General features: G+C 73.1%; 7 protein-coding genes. 3 read left to right on the forward strand and 4 right to left on the reverse strand.

Annotated features, from left to right (window positions below):
* Positions 1–11 precede the first annotated feature (11 nt).
* Positions 12–812 (reverse strand): sugar phosphate isomerase/epimerase family protein, encoded by an 801-nt coding sequence (locus tag ACSLTV_RS07600; protein ID WP_432156653.1) that lies wholly within the window; start codon positions 810–812, stop codon positions 12–14.
* 301 nt (positions 813–1,113) lie between these two features.
* Positions 1,114–2,160: a LacI family DNA-binding transcriptional regulator gene (locus ACSLTV_RS07605; protein WP_432133133.1), complete on the reverse strand. Its 1,047-nt coding sequence runs from the start codon at positions 2,158–2,160 to the stop codon at positions 1,114–1,116.
* 342 nt (positions 2,161–2,502) lie between these two features.
* On the opposite strand from ACSLTV_RS07605, the gene ACSLTV_RS07610 reads away from it, so the two are divergent.
* Genes ACSLTV_RS07610 through ACSLTV_RS07620 form a run of 3 tightly spaced genes read left to right on the forward strand, consistent with a single transcriptional unit; the run spans position 2,503 to position 5,635 of the window.
* Positions 2,503–3,660, forward strand: coding sequence for a Gfo/Idh/MocA family protein (locus ACSLTV_RS07610; protein ID WP_432133132.1), 1,158 nt, complete (start codon positions 2,503–2,505; stop codon positions 3,658–3,660).
* Positions 3,657–4,808, forward strand: coding sequence for a dihydrodipicolinate synthase family protein (locus ACSLTV_RS07615; RefSeq protein WP_435611864.1), 1,152 nt, complete (start codon positions 3,657–3,659; stop codon positions 4,806–4,808). Before ACSLTV_RS07610 ends, ACSLTV_RS07615 begins: the two co-directional genes overlap by 4 nt.
* Positions 4,805–5,635, forward strand: coding sequence for a sugar phosphate isomerase/epimerase family protein (locus ACSLTV_RS07620; RefSeq protein WP_432133130.1), 831 nt, complete (start codon positions 4,805–4,807; stop codon positions 5,633–5,635). Before ACSLTV_RS07615 ends, ACSLTV_RS07620 begins: the two co-directional genes overlap by 4 nt.
* A gap of 63 nt (positions 5,636–5,698) precedes the next feature.
* Here the strand turns inward: ACSLTV_RS07620 and ACSLTV_RS07625 are convergent, their stop codons facing one another.
* Positions 5,699–12,373, reverse strand: a complete 6,675-nt coding sequence (locus ACSLTV_RS07625) for an SDR family NAD(P)-dependent oxidoreductase (RefSeq protein WP_435611865.1) — start codon at positions 12,371–12,373, stop codon at positions 5,699–5,701.
* Between the two features lie 44 nt (positions 12,374–12,417).
* Positions 12,418–14,157, reverse strand: coding sequence for a fatty acyl-AMP ligase (locus tag ACSLTV_RS07630; protein ID WP_432133128.1), 1,740 nt, complete (start codon positions 14,155–14,157; stop codon positions 12,418–12,420).
* Positions 14,158–14,294 lie beyond the last annotated feature (137 nt).

Here is a 14,294-nt window from a genome sequence, read left to right on the forward strand (position 1 = left end):
GGCCCCGCGCGTCACGCCGACTCGTTCAGCAGCCGTCCCAGGTGCTCCCGCCCCGCGCCCAGCAGCCCCGGCAGCGGCTCGGCCGCCTCGTACCAGCGCTTCTCGTACTCCCAGCACAGCCAGCCGTCCCAGCCGTGCCGAGACAGCACCTCCACGCACTCCGCGAGCGGCAGTACGCCGGAGCCCAGCGGCAGCGGCGTCGTGTCGTCGGGCGACGCGATGTCCTTGACCTGGACGTAGCCCAGATAGGGCGCGAGCGCCGCGTAGCTGTCGAGGGGCTGCTCGCCGCCCAGCCAGGTGTGCATCACGTCCCACAGCGCGCCCACCTGGCGGTGCCCGACCAGGCCGAGCACCCGGGTCGCGGCGGCGCCGGTGCGGTGCGAGTCGTGGGTCTCCAGCAGGATCCGTACGCCGACTTCGGCGGCGTGCTCGGCGGCGGTCGCGAGCCGGCCGGCCGCGACCGCGTCGGCGTCCTGCGCGGACTGTCCCTCGGCGGCGCCGGGGAAGACCCGGACGAAGGGCGCGCCGAGGTCGTGGGCGAGGTCCAGCAGGGCCCGGATCTCCGCCACCACGGCCGCGTCGTCGCCCGGCGCGCACACGCGCGCGTACCCCGTAAGGCCGAGCACCTGCACACCCGCCGAGGCGAACAGGCCGGCCACCGCGGCCCGTTCCCCGGCATCGAGGCCGGGGTGGACCGGCTCCTCGGGATGGGCGCGCAGCTCGACCCCGTGGTATCCGTGCGCGACCGCGAGCCGCAGCACCTCGGGGAGGGGAAGACCGGGCAGACCGAGCGTGGAGAAGGCGAACTTCATGTTCGGGACCCTACTGCGCCGCCTCGGCGCGGGCGCGGCGAACCGGCGGGCACCGGCCGTTGTCGGTCATCCCGAGGCCGGTGCTCCGGGCCTCCCGGACGCCGGGTGCCGCACCCCCCGGCTCCCTGACCCTGGCCCTCTGCTCCCCGCCCTCTGCCCCCGGCCCCTGCTCTCCGCCCCCGGCCCCTGCTCTCCGCCCCCGGCTCCCGGCCCCCTGCTCACCGGCGGCCTGGCACCTCCGGCGGCCTCGCGCACCCCCGGGCGTCGGCCGCCCCCGGGCCCCGCCCCGTCCCGCACGGCTTCACGCCCGAGGCGTCCCCGTGGACCCCCGCACCATGAGTTCCCCCCTGATCGTGGCGATACCGCCGGGCGGGGGCTCCTCGCGGCCCATGGCGATGCGCCCGGCGCGGGCACCGGCCTCGGCGAGCGGCAGCCGCACCGTCGTGAGGGAGGGCACCGCGTCGATGCTGAAGGGGAGGTCGTCGAAGCCGGCCACCGACACGTCCTCGGGAATCCGCAGCCCGGACTCCCGCAACGCGGCGCACGCGCCCAGCGCGACCGAGTCGTTGGCGGCGACGACGGCCGTCAGGGAGGGGTCGCGCCGCAGCAGTTCCCGGGTGGCCTCGTAGCCCGCCCGCCGGTCGTACGGACCGTGCACGGTCCACTGCGGGTCCTCCTCGATGCCCGCCGCGGCCAGCGCGGCCCGGTGCCCCTCCAGGCGGTGCCGGGTGGTGGTGCGCTCCTCGGGGCCGGCGATGTAGCCGAGGCGCCGGTGGCCGAGCCCGATGAGGTGCTCGGTCAGCTCACGGCCGCCGCCCCGGTTGTCGAAGGTGAGGGCCACCGCGTCGGTGTCCTCCGCCGGCGGCCGGCCGCACAGCACCACGTGCGTCCCGGCGGCCCGCAGCTTGCGCAGCTTGTCCGACACCGCCGCCGCGTGCGGCTCGTTCTCCACGGCGCCGCCGGTGAGCACCACGGCCGCCGCCCGCTGACGCTGCAGCAGCGTCAGATACGTCAGCTCCCGCTCGGGCGAGCCGCCGGTGTTGCAGACCACGGCGAGCCGTTCGCCGCCGGCCCGGCCGCCGGGGCCGCCGATCTCCGCCTGGATCGCGCTCGCCATGATCCCGAAGAAGGGGTCGGCGATGTCGTTGACCAGGATGCCCACCAGGTCGGAGGTCGACGCGGCCAGCGCGCTGGCCGGTCCGTTGAGCACGTAGTCCAGTTCGTCCACGGCCCGCAGCACCCGTTCGCGCGTGGACGCGGCCACGGGGTAGTTGCCGTTCAGTACGCGCGACACCGTCGCGGGGGAGACCTGGGCGCGGGCCGCCACGTCCGCCAGGGTCACCGTCATCTTGTCGTCCTCCGGTCGCGCAATCTCTTCGTGCGTCGTGGTACGTCCTGCCACATCGCCGTACGCCCCTGCGGCCGTACGCCGTCGTCGCCGTACGCCCTCGTAGACAGCCTCGTCAGAGGCCTGGTTCCGGCTGCCCGCCGGGCGTGTCGTGCAGACCCTAAGCCCCCGAGCCCCCCTTGTTCGACTCCTCGAACAACTCGACCCCGTCACGGTCTTGTCGCGACGGCTGTCCAGAGGCTAGCTTTCTATCGTATAGAAAGCGCTTGCTGTGACGCTCACCAGTGAGAGGGAGGTGGCGTACGCGGCGCGGACCCCGCGTACGAAAGGACCCTCACCGACGTGACACGCAAGACGGTGCGTATCGCCATGAACGGCGTGACCGGGCGCATGGGCTACCGCCAGCACCTCGTCCGCTCCATCCTGGCCATCCGCGAGCAGGGCGGACTCGACCTCGGCGACGGCACCGTGCTGTGGCCGGAACCGGTCCTGGTCGGCCGGCGCGAGCACGCGCTGAAGGCGCTCGCCGAGAAGCACGGCCTCGACCTTGACAACGTCTCCACCGACCTGGACACGGTCCTCGCCGACGAGACCGTCGACATCTACTTCGACGCCCAGGTGACCTCCGCCCGCGAGGAGGCGATCAGGAAGGCGATCGCCGCGGGCAAGCACGTCTACACCGAGAAGCCGACGGCCACCGGCCTCGACGGCGCCCTGGAACTCGCCCGGCTGGCCCACGCGCGGGGCATCAAGCACGGCGTGGTCCAGGACAAGCTGTTCCTCCCGGGCCTGCTCAAGCTGAAGCGTCTGATCGACGGCGGCTTCTTCGGCCGGATCCTCTCCGTGCGGGGCGAGTTCGGCTACTGGGTCTTCGAGGGCGACTGGCAGGCGGCCCAGCGCCCCTCCTGGAACTACCGCGCCGAGGACGGCGGCGGCATCGTCGTCGACATGTTCCCGCACTGGGAGTACGTGCTGCACGAGCTGTTCGGCCGCGTGCGGTCCGTGCAGGCCCTCACCGCCACCCACGTCCCCCAGCGCTGGGACGAGAACGGCAAGCCCTACGACGCCACCGCCGACGACGCCGCCTACGGCGTCTTCGAGCTCGACGGCGGCGCCGTCGCCCAGATCAACTCCTCCTGGACGGTCCGCGTCCACCGCGACGAACTGGTCGAGTTCCAGGTCGACGGAACCGAGGGCTCCGCGGTCGCCGGCCTGCGCAACTGCCGCGTCCAGCACCGCTCCGCCACCCCCAAGCCGGTCTGGAACCCCGACATCCCCGCCACCGAGGTCTTCCGCGACCAGTGGCAGGAGGTCCCGGACAACGGCGACTTCGACAACGGCTTCAAGGCCCAGTGGGAGCTGTTCCTCAGGCACGTCTACGCCGGCACCCCCTACCACTGGGACCTGCTGGCCGGCGCCCGCGGCGTCCAGCTCGCCGAACTGGGCCTGAAGTCGTCGGCGGAGGGCCGCCGCATCGAGGTGCCGGAGGTCTCCCTGTGACCATCCGACTGCCGGACGCCACGGGTGGCCTGCGGACGTACGAGCCCCGCACCGAACCCCTCGCTGTGGCCCCCGGCACCCCCTTCACCTCCCGTACGGTCTTCTCGGCGGCCCACGTCGTCGCCGACCCGTTCGCCGACGTGAGCCCCGACTCGCCCGCCGCCGTCGACTGGGACGCCACCCTCGCCTTCCGCCGCCACCTGTGGTCCCACGGGCTCGGTGTCGCCGAGGCCATGGACACCGCCCAGCGCGGCATGGGCCTGGACTGGGCGGGCGCGGCCGAGCTGATCCGCCGCAGCGCCGCCGAGGCCCGGGCGGTCGGCGGCCGCATCGCCTGCGGCGTCGGCACCGACCAGCTCACCGCGGGCACCCTCGCCGAGGTCCGCGCGGCCTACGAGGAGCAGCTGGCCGTCGTCGAGGAGTCCGGCGCCCAGGCCATCCTCATGGCCTCCCGCGCCCTGGCCGCCACGGCCCGCGGACCCGAGGACTACCTGGAGGTCTACGGCCATCTGCTCCGCCAGGCCGCCGAGCCGGTGATCCTGCACTGGCTGGGCCCGATGTTCGACCCGGCGCTGGAGGGCTACTGGGGCTCCGCCGACCTCGACACGGCCACGGACACCTTCCTGGACGTCATCGCCGCGCACCCGGACAAGGTGGACGGCATCAAGGTCTCCCTCCTGGACGCCCGGCGCGAGGTCGACCTGCGCCGCAGGCTCCCCGACGGCGTCCGCTGCTACACCGGCGACGACTTCCACTACCCCGAGCTGATCGCCGGCGACGACCAGGGCTTCAGCCACGCCCTCCTCGGCATCTTCGACCCGCTGGGCCCGCTGGCCGCGCAGGCGGTACGGATCCTCGACACCGGTGACACGGAGGGTTTCCGCGCCCTCCTCGCCCCCACCGTCGAGCTCTCCCGCCACCTCTTCCAGGCCCCGACCCGCTACTACAAGACCGGCGTGGTCTTCCTGGCCTGGCTGGCCGGCCACCAGTCCCACTTCACCATGGTCGGCGGCCTGCAGTCGGCCCGCTCCCTCCCGCACCTCGCCCGCGCCTACGAACTCGCCGACGGCCTCGGCCTGTTCCCCGACCCGAAGCTGGCCGAGGAACGGATGAGGACCCTGCTGCACCTGTACGGAGTGACCCCGTGACCGACCTCTCCCGCTTCAGCATCAACCAGATGACGGTCAGGCAGCTGTCCCTGCCCGACCTCGTCGACGCCTGCCGGGACCTGGGCGTACCGGGCGTCGGCCTGTGGCGCGAGCCGGTGCGGGAGTACGGCGTCGAGGCGGCCGCGAAACTGGTCCGCGACGCCGGTCTGGCGGTGACGACGCTGTGCCGCGGCGGCTTCCTCACCGCGATCGACCCCGGCGAGCGGGCGGCCGCCCTGGCCGACAACCGCCGCGCCGTCGACGAGGCGGCGGTCCTCGGCACCGGCACCCTGGTCCTGGTCTCCGGCGGACTCCCGGCCGGTTCCAAGGACCTGCGCGCCGCCCGGGAACGGATCGCGGACGCGCTCGCCGAACTCGGCCCCTACGCGGGGGAGCACGGGGTGCGACTGGCCATCGAGCCGCTGCACCCCATGTTCGCCTCCGACCGCTGCGTGGTCTCCACCCTCGCCCAGGCCCTGGACATCGCGGAACGCTTCCCCGCACACCAGGTCGGTGTCACGGTCGACACCTACCACGTCTGGTGGGACGACCAGGCGCCCGCGCAGATCGCCCGCGCGGGCGCCCAGGGCCGCATCCACACCTTCCAGCTCGCCGACTGGACCACCCCGCTGCCCGAGGGCGTCCTCAACGGCCGCGGCCAGATCGGCGACGGCGCGATCGACATGCGGGAGTGGAAGGCCCACGTGGAGGCGGCCGGGTACACGGGCCCGATCGAGGTCGAGCTCTTCAACGACGCGCTGTGGGCCCGGGACGGCCGCGAGGTGCTCGCCGAAACGGCGGCACGCTTCGTGGAGCACGCGGCCTGATCGGGGCCGGCGCGGGTGCGCCGCGGCGCACCCGCGCCGTGCGACGCGGGGAAGGCCGGTACCTCAGCGCCGGCCACGCGCAGCCTCGAGCGCCTCCGTGAGGTGCCGTGCGATCACCGCCACGTGCGGGGGGTCGATGAGGGAGAGGTGGTCACCCGGCACGGGCACGATGTCGAGACCACCGGAGCACAGCGGCGCCCAGCCGAGGTCCGCCTCCGTTCGCAGATACCGCGGGTCGAGAGCGGTCGTCAGGGGCTGCGGCTGCTGTGCCCGGTAGAGCACGACGGGGACGTCGGTGGGCCGTGGGGTGTAGCGCTCCCCGACCCGCGCGTCGATGTACGACGTGCGCTGGTGCTCCATGATGCCGGGACTCATGTCGAGACCAGCCTCGGCCACCTTGCGCATGACGACGTCGATGTGCTGCCGCTCGGGGGTCCGCGCAAGTTCCTCGTACGAGAGGTCCAGGTCGCGTCCGTAGGTGGTGCGCACGTACTCCGTGAACCGTTTGAACCGTTCGAGCAGATCGTCCGGGTCGAGGTCGGGCAGTGCGGCGGGAAGGATCGTGTCGATGAGCCCGAGGAACCCGACGCGTTCCCCGGCCTCCCGCAGTTGCCGTGCGGCCTCGTACGCGAGACAGCCGCCGAAGGACCAGCCGATGAGGTGGTAGGGGCCCTCCGGCTGCAGATCCGTGACGAGGGAGACATAGCGCGCGGCCTTCTCCTCCAGCGTGTCCACGTCGTCCAGCCGCTCCATGCCGTACACGGCCCGGTCGGGTGGCAGCAGCTGGGTGAGCGGCTGGTAGACGGACGTGGGGCCCCCGGCCGGGTGGAAGGTGAACAGCGGACGCTTCGCGCTCCCCCTCACCGGGGGCCGCAGAACGGTGACCGGGTCCTTCCCGCGCGAGTTGACCACCGGACGGATCAGTTCGGCGATGGCGGCCACCGTCCGCTCCTCCAGCACCGATGCGGCGGTGAGATCCACTGGCACCCCACCCAGGCGGCCGCGGATGGTCTCCACCAGGCGCTCGGCCGTGCGCTCGGTCCCGCCGGCCGCGGCGAAGTCGCTGTAGACGTCCTCGGGGCGCTCCGTCAGGACCTCGCCCCAGGCCCCGGCCACCAGGCGCTCGGCGGCGTCCCGGGGCTGGATCGAGCTGGGCAGGGCCGGGGGCGGGGCGAGATCCGCCGCCGTCGCCTCGGGCGGTGCCTCGGCCGTGCCGGCGGTGTCGTGCCCCAATCCGAGGCCCTCCCGGAGGGTGTACCCGACCTCCTGGAGTGTCGCGCCCCGCAGCATGAGGTCGGGGGGCAGTTCGACGCCGAAATCCTGCTGGACCGCGTGACGGATGCGGACCGCCATGAGGGAGTCGAGGCCCAGCCGCGGGAGGGGCACCGTCTCGTCGAGGTCGGCCGTCCCGAAGCCCATGATGGCCGCGACCCGCTTGACCAGGCGCCCGTGGACCAGGTCCGCCGCGCCGTCCCCCAGCGCCCTGATGCCGTCGGGCCCCGCCCAGCCGTCGTCCCCGGCGGCGGTGCCGTCGTGCACGGCCTCGGCGAAGAAGGGGATGGAGGAGACGCCGGGGAAGGCCGCCAGTACCCGCTCGCCGTCGAAGTGCGCGACTCCCGTGTGCGTCCGGTCGTGGACGACGAGCGTCTGCAGGGCGTCCAGTCCCTCGTCCATGGTGAGCGGCCGCAGCGCCGTCGCACGGCCGTCGGGGACGCCACCGGTGCCGCTCCACGGCCCCCAGGCGATGGACGTCGCAGGCCTGCCCTCGGAGCGGCGCCGCTGCACCAGGGCGTCCAGCCACGCGTTGGCGGCCGCGTAGGCGGACTGGCCGGGCGAGCCGAGGAGGGCGGCGGCCGAACTGTAGAAGACCCACCAGTCGATGTCGTGGGCGTCCAGGGCCTCTTCGAGCAGCATCGCGCCGGCCACCTTGGGGCGGAGCACGGTGTCGATGTCGTCAGCCCCAAGGTTGGTGATCAGCCGGTCGTGCAGGACACCCGCGCAGTGCGCGACGCCGCGCAGTTCGTGCCCCTGGGACGTCGCGGCCTGCACCAGGCGTGACGCCACCCCGGGTTCGGCGATGTCCCCCTGGACCACCGTGACGGCCGTCCCCCGGGCGCGCAGGTCGGCAATGACCCGCTGCGCCTCGGGGGCGGGAGCGCGCCGGCCGTTGAGGACCAGGTGGCCCGCGCCCTGACCGGCGAGGCGCCCGGCGGTCGCCAAACCGAGCCCGGTGAGGCCGCCGGTGACGAGGTAGGCGCCGTCGCGCCGCACGAAGGGCTTCTCGTACTGCTGGGCGGTCAGGTCAGCGGAGCTCAGGCGGGCGACGAGCCGGGTCCCCTCTCGCCAGGCGACCTCGTCCTCGGGACTGTCGCCGAGCAGTTCCTGAAGGAGTTCGTCGGCGGACGCGGGCGCCGCGTCCACGAGACCCGCCCGCAGCGCGGGTTCCTCCAGAGCCAGTGTGCGTACGAGTCCGCGCAGGCAGGCCAGCCCCGGCTCGCCGGGCTCCCCGGGGCTCGTGGACCGGGCCCCCTGCGTGACGAACCACAGCCGGGGGCGGCGTCCCTCCGACGCCTCGGCACAGAGCCGTCGCGCGAGGGCGAACGCCGTGTGCAGGGCGGCGGTGTCGGCGGGGCCGGCGGACGGTCCGGTCAGGAGCAGGACCACGGCCGTGCTCTCGTCCCGGCCGACGGTGCCGAGCCATTCCGTGAGCGCCGGTTCCATGGCGCGGGAGGAGCCCGCGCACGTGGTGGTCGTCACGCCCTTGCGTCGCAGAGCCGCCTCGAGGGCGGCCGTCACGGCGCCCTCGGATTCGGGTGCCGGCTCGCCGGACAGCAGGAGCACACGGTCCAGCCGCCCAGGCAGCGGGACGGGTGACTTCTGCCACTGGATCTCGTGACTGAGTGCGTCCAGCGGCCTGGGGACGTCAAGAGGGCCGGCCGAGTCGAACTCCACCCCCCGGGCGCTCACCCGGGTCCGGGCGCCGCGCGCAACGAGGTCCCAGACCGGGCCGGTGCCGCGCGGGACGGCGGAGCCGCCGGCCTCGCTCGGCACGGCCCGCCGGGGGCCCGTCCGCAGTCCTTCGACGGTGACCGGTTCGTCCGTCGAGAACCGCTCGATGTGAAGGGAACGCACTGCGGTGGGAACCGGCAGCCGGTCCGGACCAAGGCCGGGCTCCGCGGGCTCCGTGCGCGTCGGTGCGTACAGCAGCGCGGTGAGCAGCTCCTCACAGCGTGCGCCGGCGGGTTCGCTTCGTTCGCCGGGTGCGGGATCGGCGGGTGCCCACCGGCCGATGACCTCCGGTGCGCCGGCGCCACCGTCGCTCTCCCTCGCCGGCGCCTTCGCACGGACACGTACCCGGGCCGACGCGTGACAGCGCCACGAGCCGTCCGCCGCCCGCGCGTTGACGGTGACGTCCGCGTGATCGCCGCTGGGCTCCCACGTGAGGGTGACGGGAGTGCTCCGGGCGAGGGGGAGCCACTGGTGGAGGGCGACGTCCTCCAGGCACAGGCCGGTGACGACGTCGTGCCCGTGGACCTCCTGGCTCGCGGCGATCACGAGCGCGACGGCCTGCGGGAGGCTGAGCACGGGTTGTCCGTGAAGGAGACGTTCGGGACGGTCCGTTCCCGCCGTCCCGAGGTCGGCCTGCCACAGCACGGCGTCGCCGCGGGGGTCGTCCGTGCGCGGGCCGAGTGCGCCCGGGCCGTGTGCGGATCCGGCGGCAAGACCGGTCACGCCCCGGTCGAACCAGAGGCGTTCATGGCGCCAGTCCGGGCTGGGGAGCGGGACGCGGCGGCCCGCCGGCCAGAGCAGTTCCTCGTCCACGGGCACACCCGCGAGGTGGAGGCGGACGAGCGCGGTGCGCAGATCGGCCGGCTCGTCGCCCCGTTTGTCGAGGGTCGGGACGACCAGCGGGTCCGAGGCGCTGTCCACGGCCTGGGCGGATTCGCCGACCGGCACGAGAGCGATGGGGTGCGGGGAGATCTCCAGGAAGATGTCGTTCCCGTCGCGGACGGCTGCCTCGACCGCCTGGTGCAGCCGGACGGGGCGCCGGACGTTGGCGCACCAGTAGGCGGCGTCGGCGCCGACGAACTCGCGTGGGTCGTCCAGCACGGTGGAGTACCACGTCACTTCCGCCGGGTGCGGACAGAGCGAGGTGAGGGCCTCGTCCAGTTCCGGGAGGAGGCCTTCCACCGCGGGGGAGTGCCCCGCCCCGCCCACGTTCAGCATGCGGGTCAGCCGGCCTTGCGCGGACAGGTCGTCCACCATCCGGCGTACGGCCTCGGCCGGTCCGGTGACCGTGCACCGGTACGGAGAGGAGTGCACGGCGATCTCCACCCCCGGGAACCGCCCCAGGACACCGGCCCGTTCCTCGACCGGAAGCTCGACGGCGGCCATGGCGCCGGAGCCCTGGGCGTCGACGGCGGACAGCAGTGCCGAGCGGTGGCGCACGACGCGCAGGCCGTCGGCGGGGGTGAGCGCACCGGCGATCACCGCTGCGCTCACCTCGCCCACCGAGTGGCCGATGACGGCGGCGGGCCGGACACCGTAGGCCATGAGGGTGCGCGCCAGCGCGACCTGCAGGCCGAACAGCGCGGGCTGGGTGAGGTCCACCCCGTCTCCGTCCGGTGATCCGAGGAGGCCGCTCAGCGAGTGGCTGCCGGACACCTCCAGGAAGACGGGGTCCAGCGCACGCACCTCGGCCTCGAAGAGCGGATCAGAGGCGAGGAGCCGCCGTCCCATGTCCTGCCTCTGAGAGCCGTGACCCGAGAAGACGAAGACGGGTCGGCGCTCCGCGTCCGGGTGTGCCGCCGAGTGGTCGGGGCACGCCGGGACGATACCCAAGCCTTCGTCCTCGCGTGCGAGAGCCGCCAGACGGCCGGCCGCCTCCTCGTGGGTGCGTGCGACCACGGCGGCGCAGGTTTCCCCCCTGCGATGCCGGGCGAGGGTGTACGCGAGGTCCCGCAGGGCGGGGGCGTCACCGGATGCCGTCAGCCGGGCGAGTGCGGTCGCGGCGTCCCCCAGGCGTTGCCGTGACCTGGCGGAAACGACCAGGACGTGCTGGTGCCGGGAGTCGTCACCGTGCGCGTCCGGGGGGCGGGAGGTGTCCTCGGGTGCCTGCTCGAGCACGACGTGCGCGTTGGTGCCCCCGAAGCCGAAGGCCGACACACCGGCACGGGCCGGACGGTCACCCCGCTCGGGCCAGGCGACGGGGGACGAGACGACCCGCAGCCGCAGCTCTTCGAAGTCGATGTGCGGGTTCGGCGTCCGGAAGTGCAGGGTGTGCGGGATGCGGCGGTGGTGCAGCGCGAGCACGGTCTTGACCAGGCCGACGATCCCCGCCGCCCCCTCGAGGTGTCCGAGGTTGCTCTTCACGGAGCCGATGAGCAGCGGCTGCCCGGCGGGCCTGCCGCGGCCGATGACCGCACCCAGTGCGCCGGCTTCCATGGGGTCGCCCAGAAGGGTGCCCGTGCCGTGTGTCTCGACGAAGTCGACCGTGTCCGGCTCGACCCGGGCGTTCCCGAGGGCGCTGCGCAACAGGTGCTCCTGAGCAGCCGGGTTGGGCGCCATCAGCCCGGCCGATCTGCCGTCACTGTTGACCGCCGTGCCCTTGATGACGGCCAGGACGCGGTCACCGTCGCGCTGTGCGTCGGCCAGCCGACGCAGGACGACGACCGCGCACCCCTCTCCGCGGGTGATGCCGTCCGCCGCCGCGTCGAACGGCTTGCAGCGCCTGTCCGCCGCCAGTGCTCCCGCCTGCTCGAACGAGGCCGTGACGGTGGGCAGCAGCAGGATGTTGGACCCGGCGGCCAGAGCGGTGTCGCACTCGCCGATGCTCAGGCTGACGCAGGCCTGGTGCACCGCCACCAGAGAGGAGGAGCAGGCGGTGTCGAGCGTGACGCTCGGGCCGTGCAGGTCGAACAGGTAGGACAGCCGGTTCGCGGCGATGCTTCCCGCGGCGCCGGTGGTGGTCCACGGCGTCAGATGACGGGGATCGGCGGTGGTCAGGTGCCCGTACTCCAGGGCGCTGAGGCCGACGAACACGCCAGTGTCGCTGCCCGCGAGCGAGTGGGCCGGTCGGCCGGCGTGGTCCAGGGCCTCGCACGCGACCTCCAGGAGCAGGCGCTGCTGCGGGTCCATCACCTCCGCTTCTCGCGGGGTGATGCCGAAGTAACCTGCGTCGAAGGCGTCGACGTCGTCCAGGAAGGCGCCCTGCCCCATCACTTCCTCGATGCGCGCGGTGGCACGGGCAGCGGCGGCGAAGGTGTGCCGGCGTAGGGCCGGCACGTCACCGATGAAGTCCCGTCCGTCCAGGAGCTGCTTCCAGAACGCCTCCGGACCGGTGACGCCCCCCGGGAGGCGGCAGCCGAGGCCGACCACGGCGACGGGACAGGGCTCTCCGGGTACCCGCCGTGTCCTCGGCCCCCCGTGGTGCTCCTCGGGCTCCTGCGCCGCCGACGCCTGAACCTCGCCGAGCCGGCGTGCGAGCTGCTCGACGGTCGGGGCCTCCCACATCAACGTGGCCGGCAGGGGCAGCTGCAGCACCTGCTCCAGACGGCCCGCCAGCCCGACGGCGGCACGTGAGGTCAGTCCGTAGTCCACGAGAAGACGGTTGTCGCCGACCTCGGCCTCCGGGACGCCGACGCTCTCCGAGACGAGCCGGCGCAGAATCGACCGCAGCTCACCCGCCGTGAACACCCGCCGACCGGCCGCCGAGGCCGCTTTCCTGTCCGCAACCATGTACCTCTCCTTGCCGGCGCTCGAGCGACGCCCGACGGTCTGGCCTAAACCTCGACGGCGGCTGTCCACCGGCCCGCCGCGTACTGCTCGCGGCATGCGCCACGGGCCACCTTGCCGCTGGTGGTCTGCGGGACGGTGCCGGGCGGTACCAGCACGACCTCACGCACGGCTACGCCGTGCCGGGCGGCGACCGCGCTGCGGACGGCACGCGTCACCTCGTCCGCCGCGGCCCCGTCGACGGTACGGTCCCTGCCGTGCTCGGCCACCACGACCAGGTGTTCCCCCTCCGCCGAGGAGACGGCGAAGGCGGCGACGTGGTGGGGACGGACGGCCGGGTGCGCGCGCTCGACCGTCTCCTCGATGTCGTGCGGGTAGTGGTTGGTGCCGTCGATGATCACGAGGTCCTTCAGGCGGCCGGTGATGTACACCTGCTTGTCGTGCCACACGCCGAGGTCCCCGGTGCGCAGCCATCCGCCGCCTGCTGCCTCCCCCCGCAGCACCGCGCGGAACGTCGCGTCGGATTCCGCCTGACGGTTCCAGTAGCCGCGGCCGATGTTGGGGCCGCGGAGCCAGATCTCACCGATGTGACCGTCCTTCTGACGACGGCAGGACGCGGGATCGACGATGGCGAGCTCCTGACCCGTGGGACGCCCGCACGCCACGATGTCGACGGTCGCCTCCTCGTCCGCGGTGTCGGCCGCCCACGCGACTCCCCGGCCCAGGGCGTCACGGGCGAAGGACGTGACCGTCGGCTCCTCGCCGAGGGGGGAGGCGGAGACGAAGACGGTGGCCTCGGCCAGCCCGTAGGAGGGACGCATGGCGATGCGGCTCAGCCCGGTGCGGGACAGGGCGGCGTGGAAGCGCTCCACCGTGCCGGCCCCGACGGGCTCGCTGCCGTTGACCATGGCGGCGACCGAGGCGAGGGAGAGTTCGTCGATCTCCTGCTCGTCGAGACTCTGGACGCAGTAGTCGTAGGCGAAATTGGGAGCCGCCGTCAGCGCGCCGGGGTGCCGGGTCAGCAGGCGCAGCCACCGCGCCGGCTGCTGGATGAAGGCCAGGGGATCCATGAGGACGGAGGGCAGGTGACCGAGAAGAGGGAGGACGACGGCGAGGACCAGCCCCATGTCGTGGTAGAGCGGCAGCCATCCCACGGTGCAGTTGTTCCCTCGCCGGAGGTTGTACGCCTCCATGGCCTGGCGCGCGTTGGCACACACCTGGGCATGCTCGATCTCCACGCCGGACGGAATACGCGTGGAACCGGAGGTGTATTGCAGGTACGCCAGATCGGTCGGGTCGACGTCGAAAATGACTGTGGAATCATTTGCGGCGTTCCGTAGTTCCGCCTCCGTGACGATTCTGTGGGTGGCAGGAGTTCCATGGTGCTCGCAGAAATCCTCGAGTTCCTTGCGGTGTCCCTCGACGGTCAGCAGAAGAGCGGGATCCGCGTCCTTGAGCACCGCCGCGAGTTTTTCCGCGTGTCCCGGCAGGGACGGAGTGAACATCGGGACGGCTACTGTGCCCGAACACGCGGATGCGAGGAAGCCGACGATGTAATCGAGACTTTGCGGAGCAACGACCGCCACTCTGTCGCCCGCCGCGCAGAGTCGCCGAATCCCGGAGCCCGCGGTACGAACCCGCTGTTCGAGTGCCTGCCACGTCAGTGAAGTGGCCACTCCACTGAGGTCTTCCCGGTAGTCAACGAACGTAAAGGCCTTTTCGGCGGGTGTGAGAGCCGCGACGTGGGCGAGGTGATGGCTGAGTGTGTTCGGCGCCAGTGCTGGCACGTGCTCACCGCGCTTTCGTTGAGTAGGCGAGAACCATGCAGCCCGTGCACATGCCGGGCGGGTGACCGGGGCTGGAAAACGCCTCGCGCACTGAAGTCCGCCAGGCCACCGATACGGCATCAAAGCACGCTGGAGTT

This window comes from Streptomyces sp. bgisy159, from assembly GCF_965341775.1.
Taxonomy (GTDB): Bacteria; Actinomycetota; Actinomycetes; order Streptomycetales; family Streptomycetaceae; genus Streptomyces.

Coding starts and splice junctions, on each gene's coding strand:
- ACSLTV_RS07600 (WP_432156653.1), bottom strand. CDS start 812: ATGAAGTTCGCCTTCTCCACGCTCGGTCTGCCCGGTCTTCCCCTCCCC.
- ACSLTV_RS07605 (WP_432133133.1), bottom strand. CDS start 2,160: ATGACGGTGACCCTGGCGGACGTGGCGGCCCGCGCCCAGGTCTCCCCC.
- ACSLTV_RS07625 (WP_435611865.1), bottom strand. CDS start 12,373: ATGGTTGCGGACAGGAAAGCGGCCTCGGCGGCCGGTCGGCGGGTGTTC.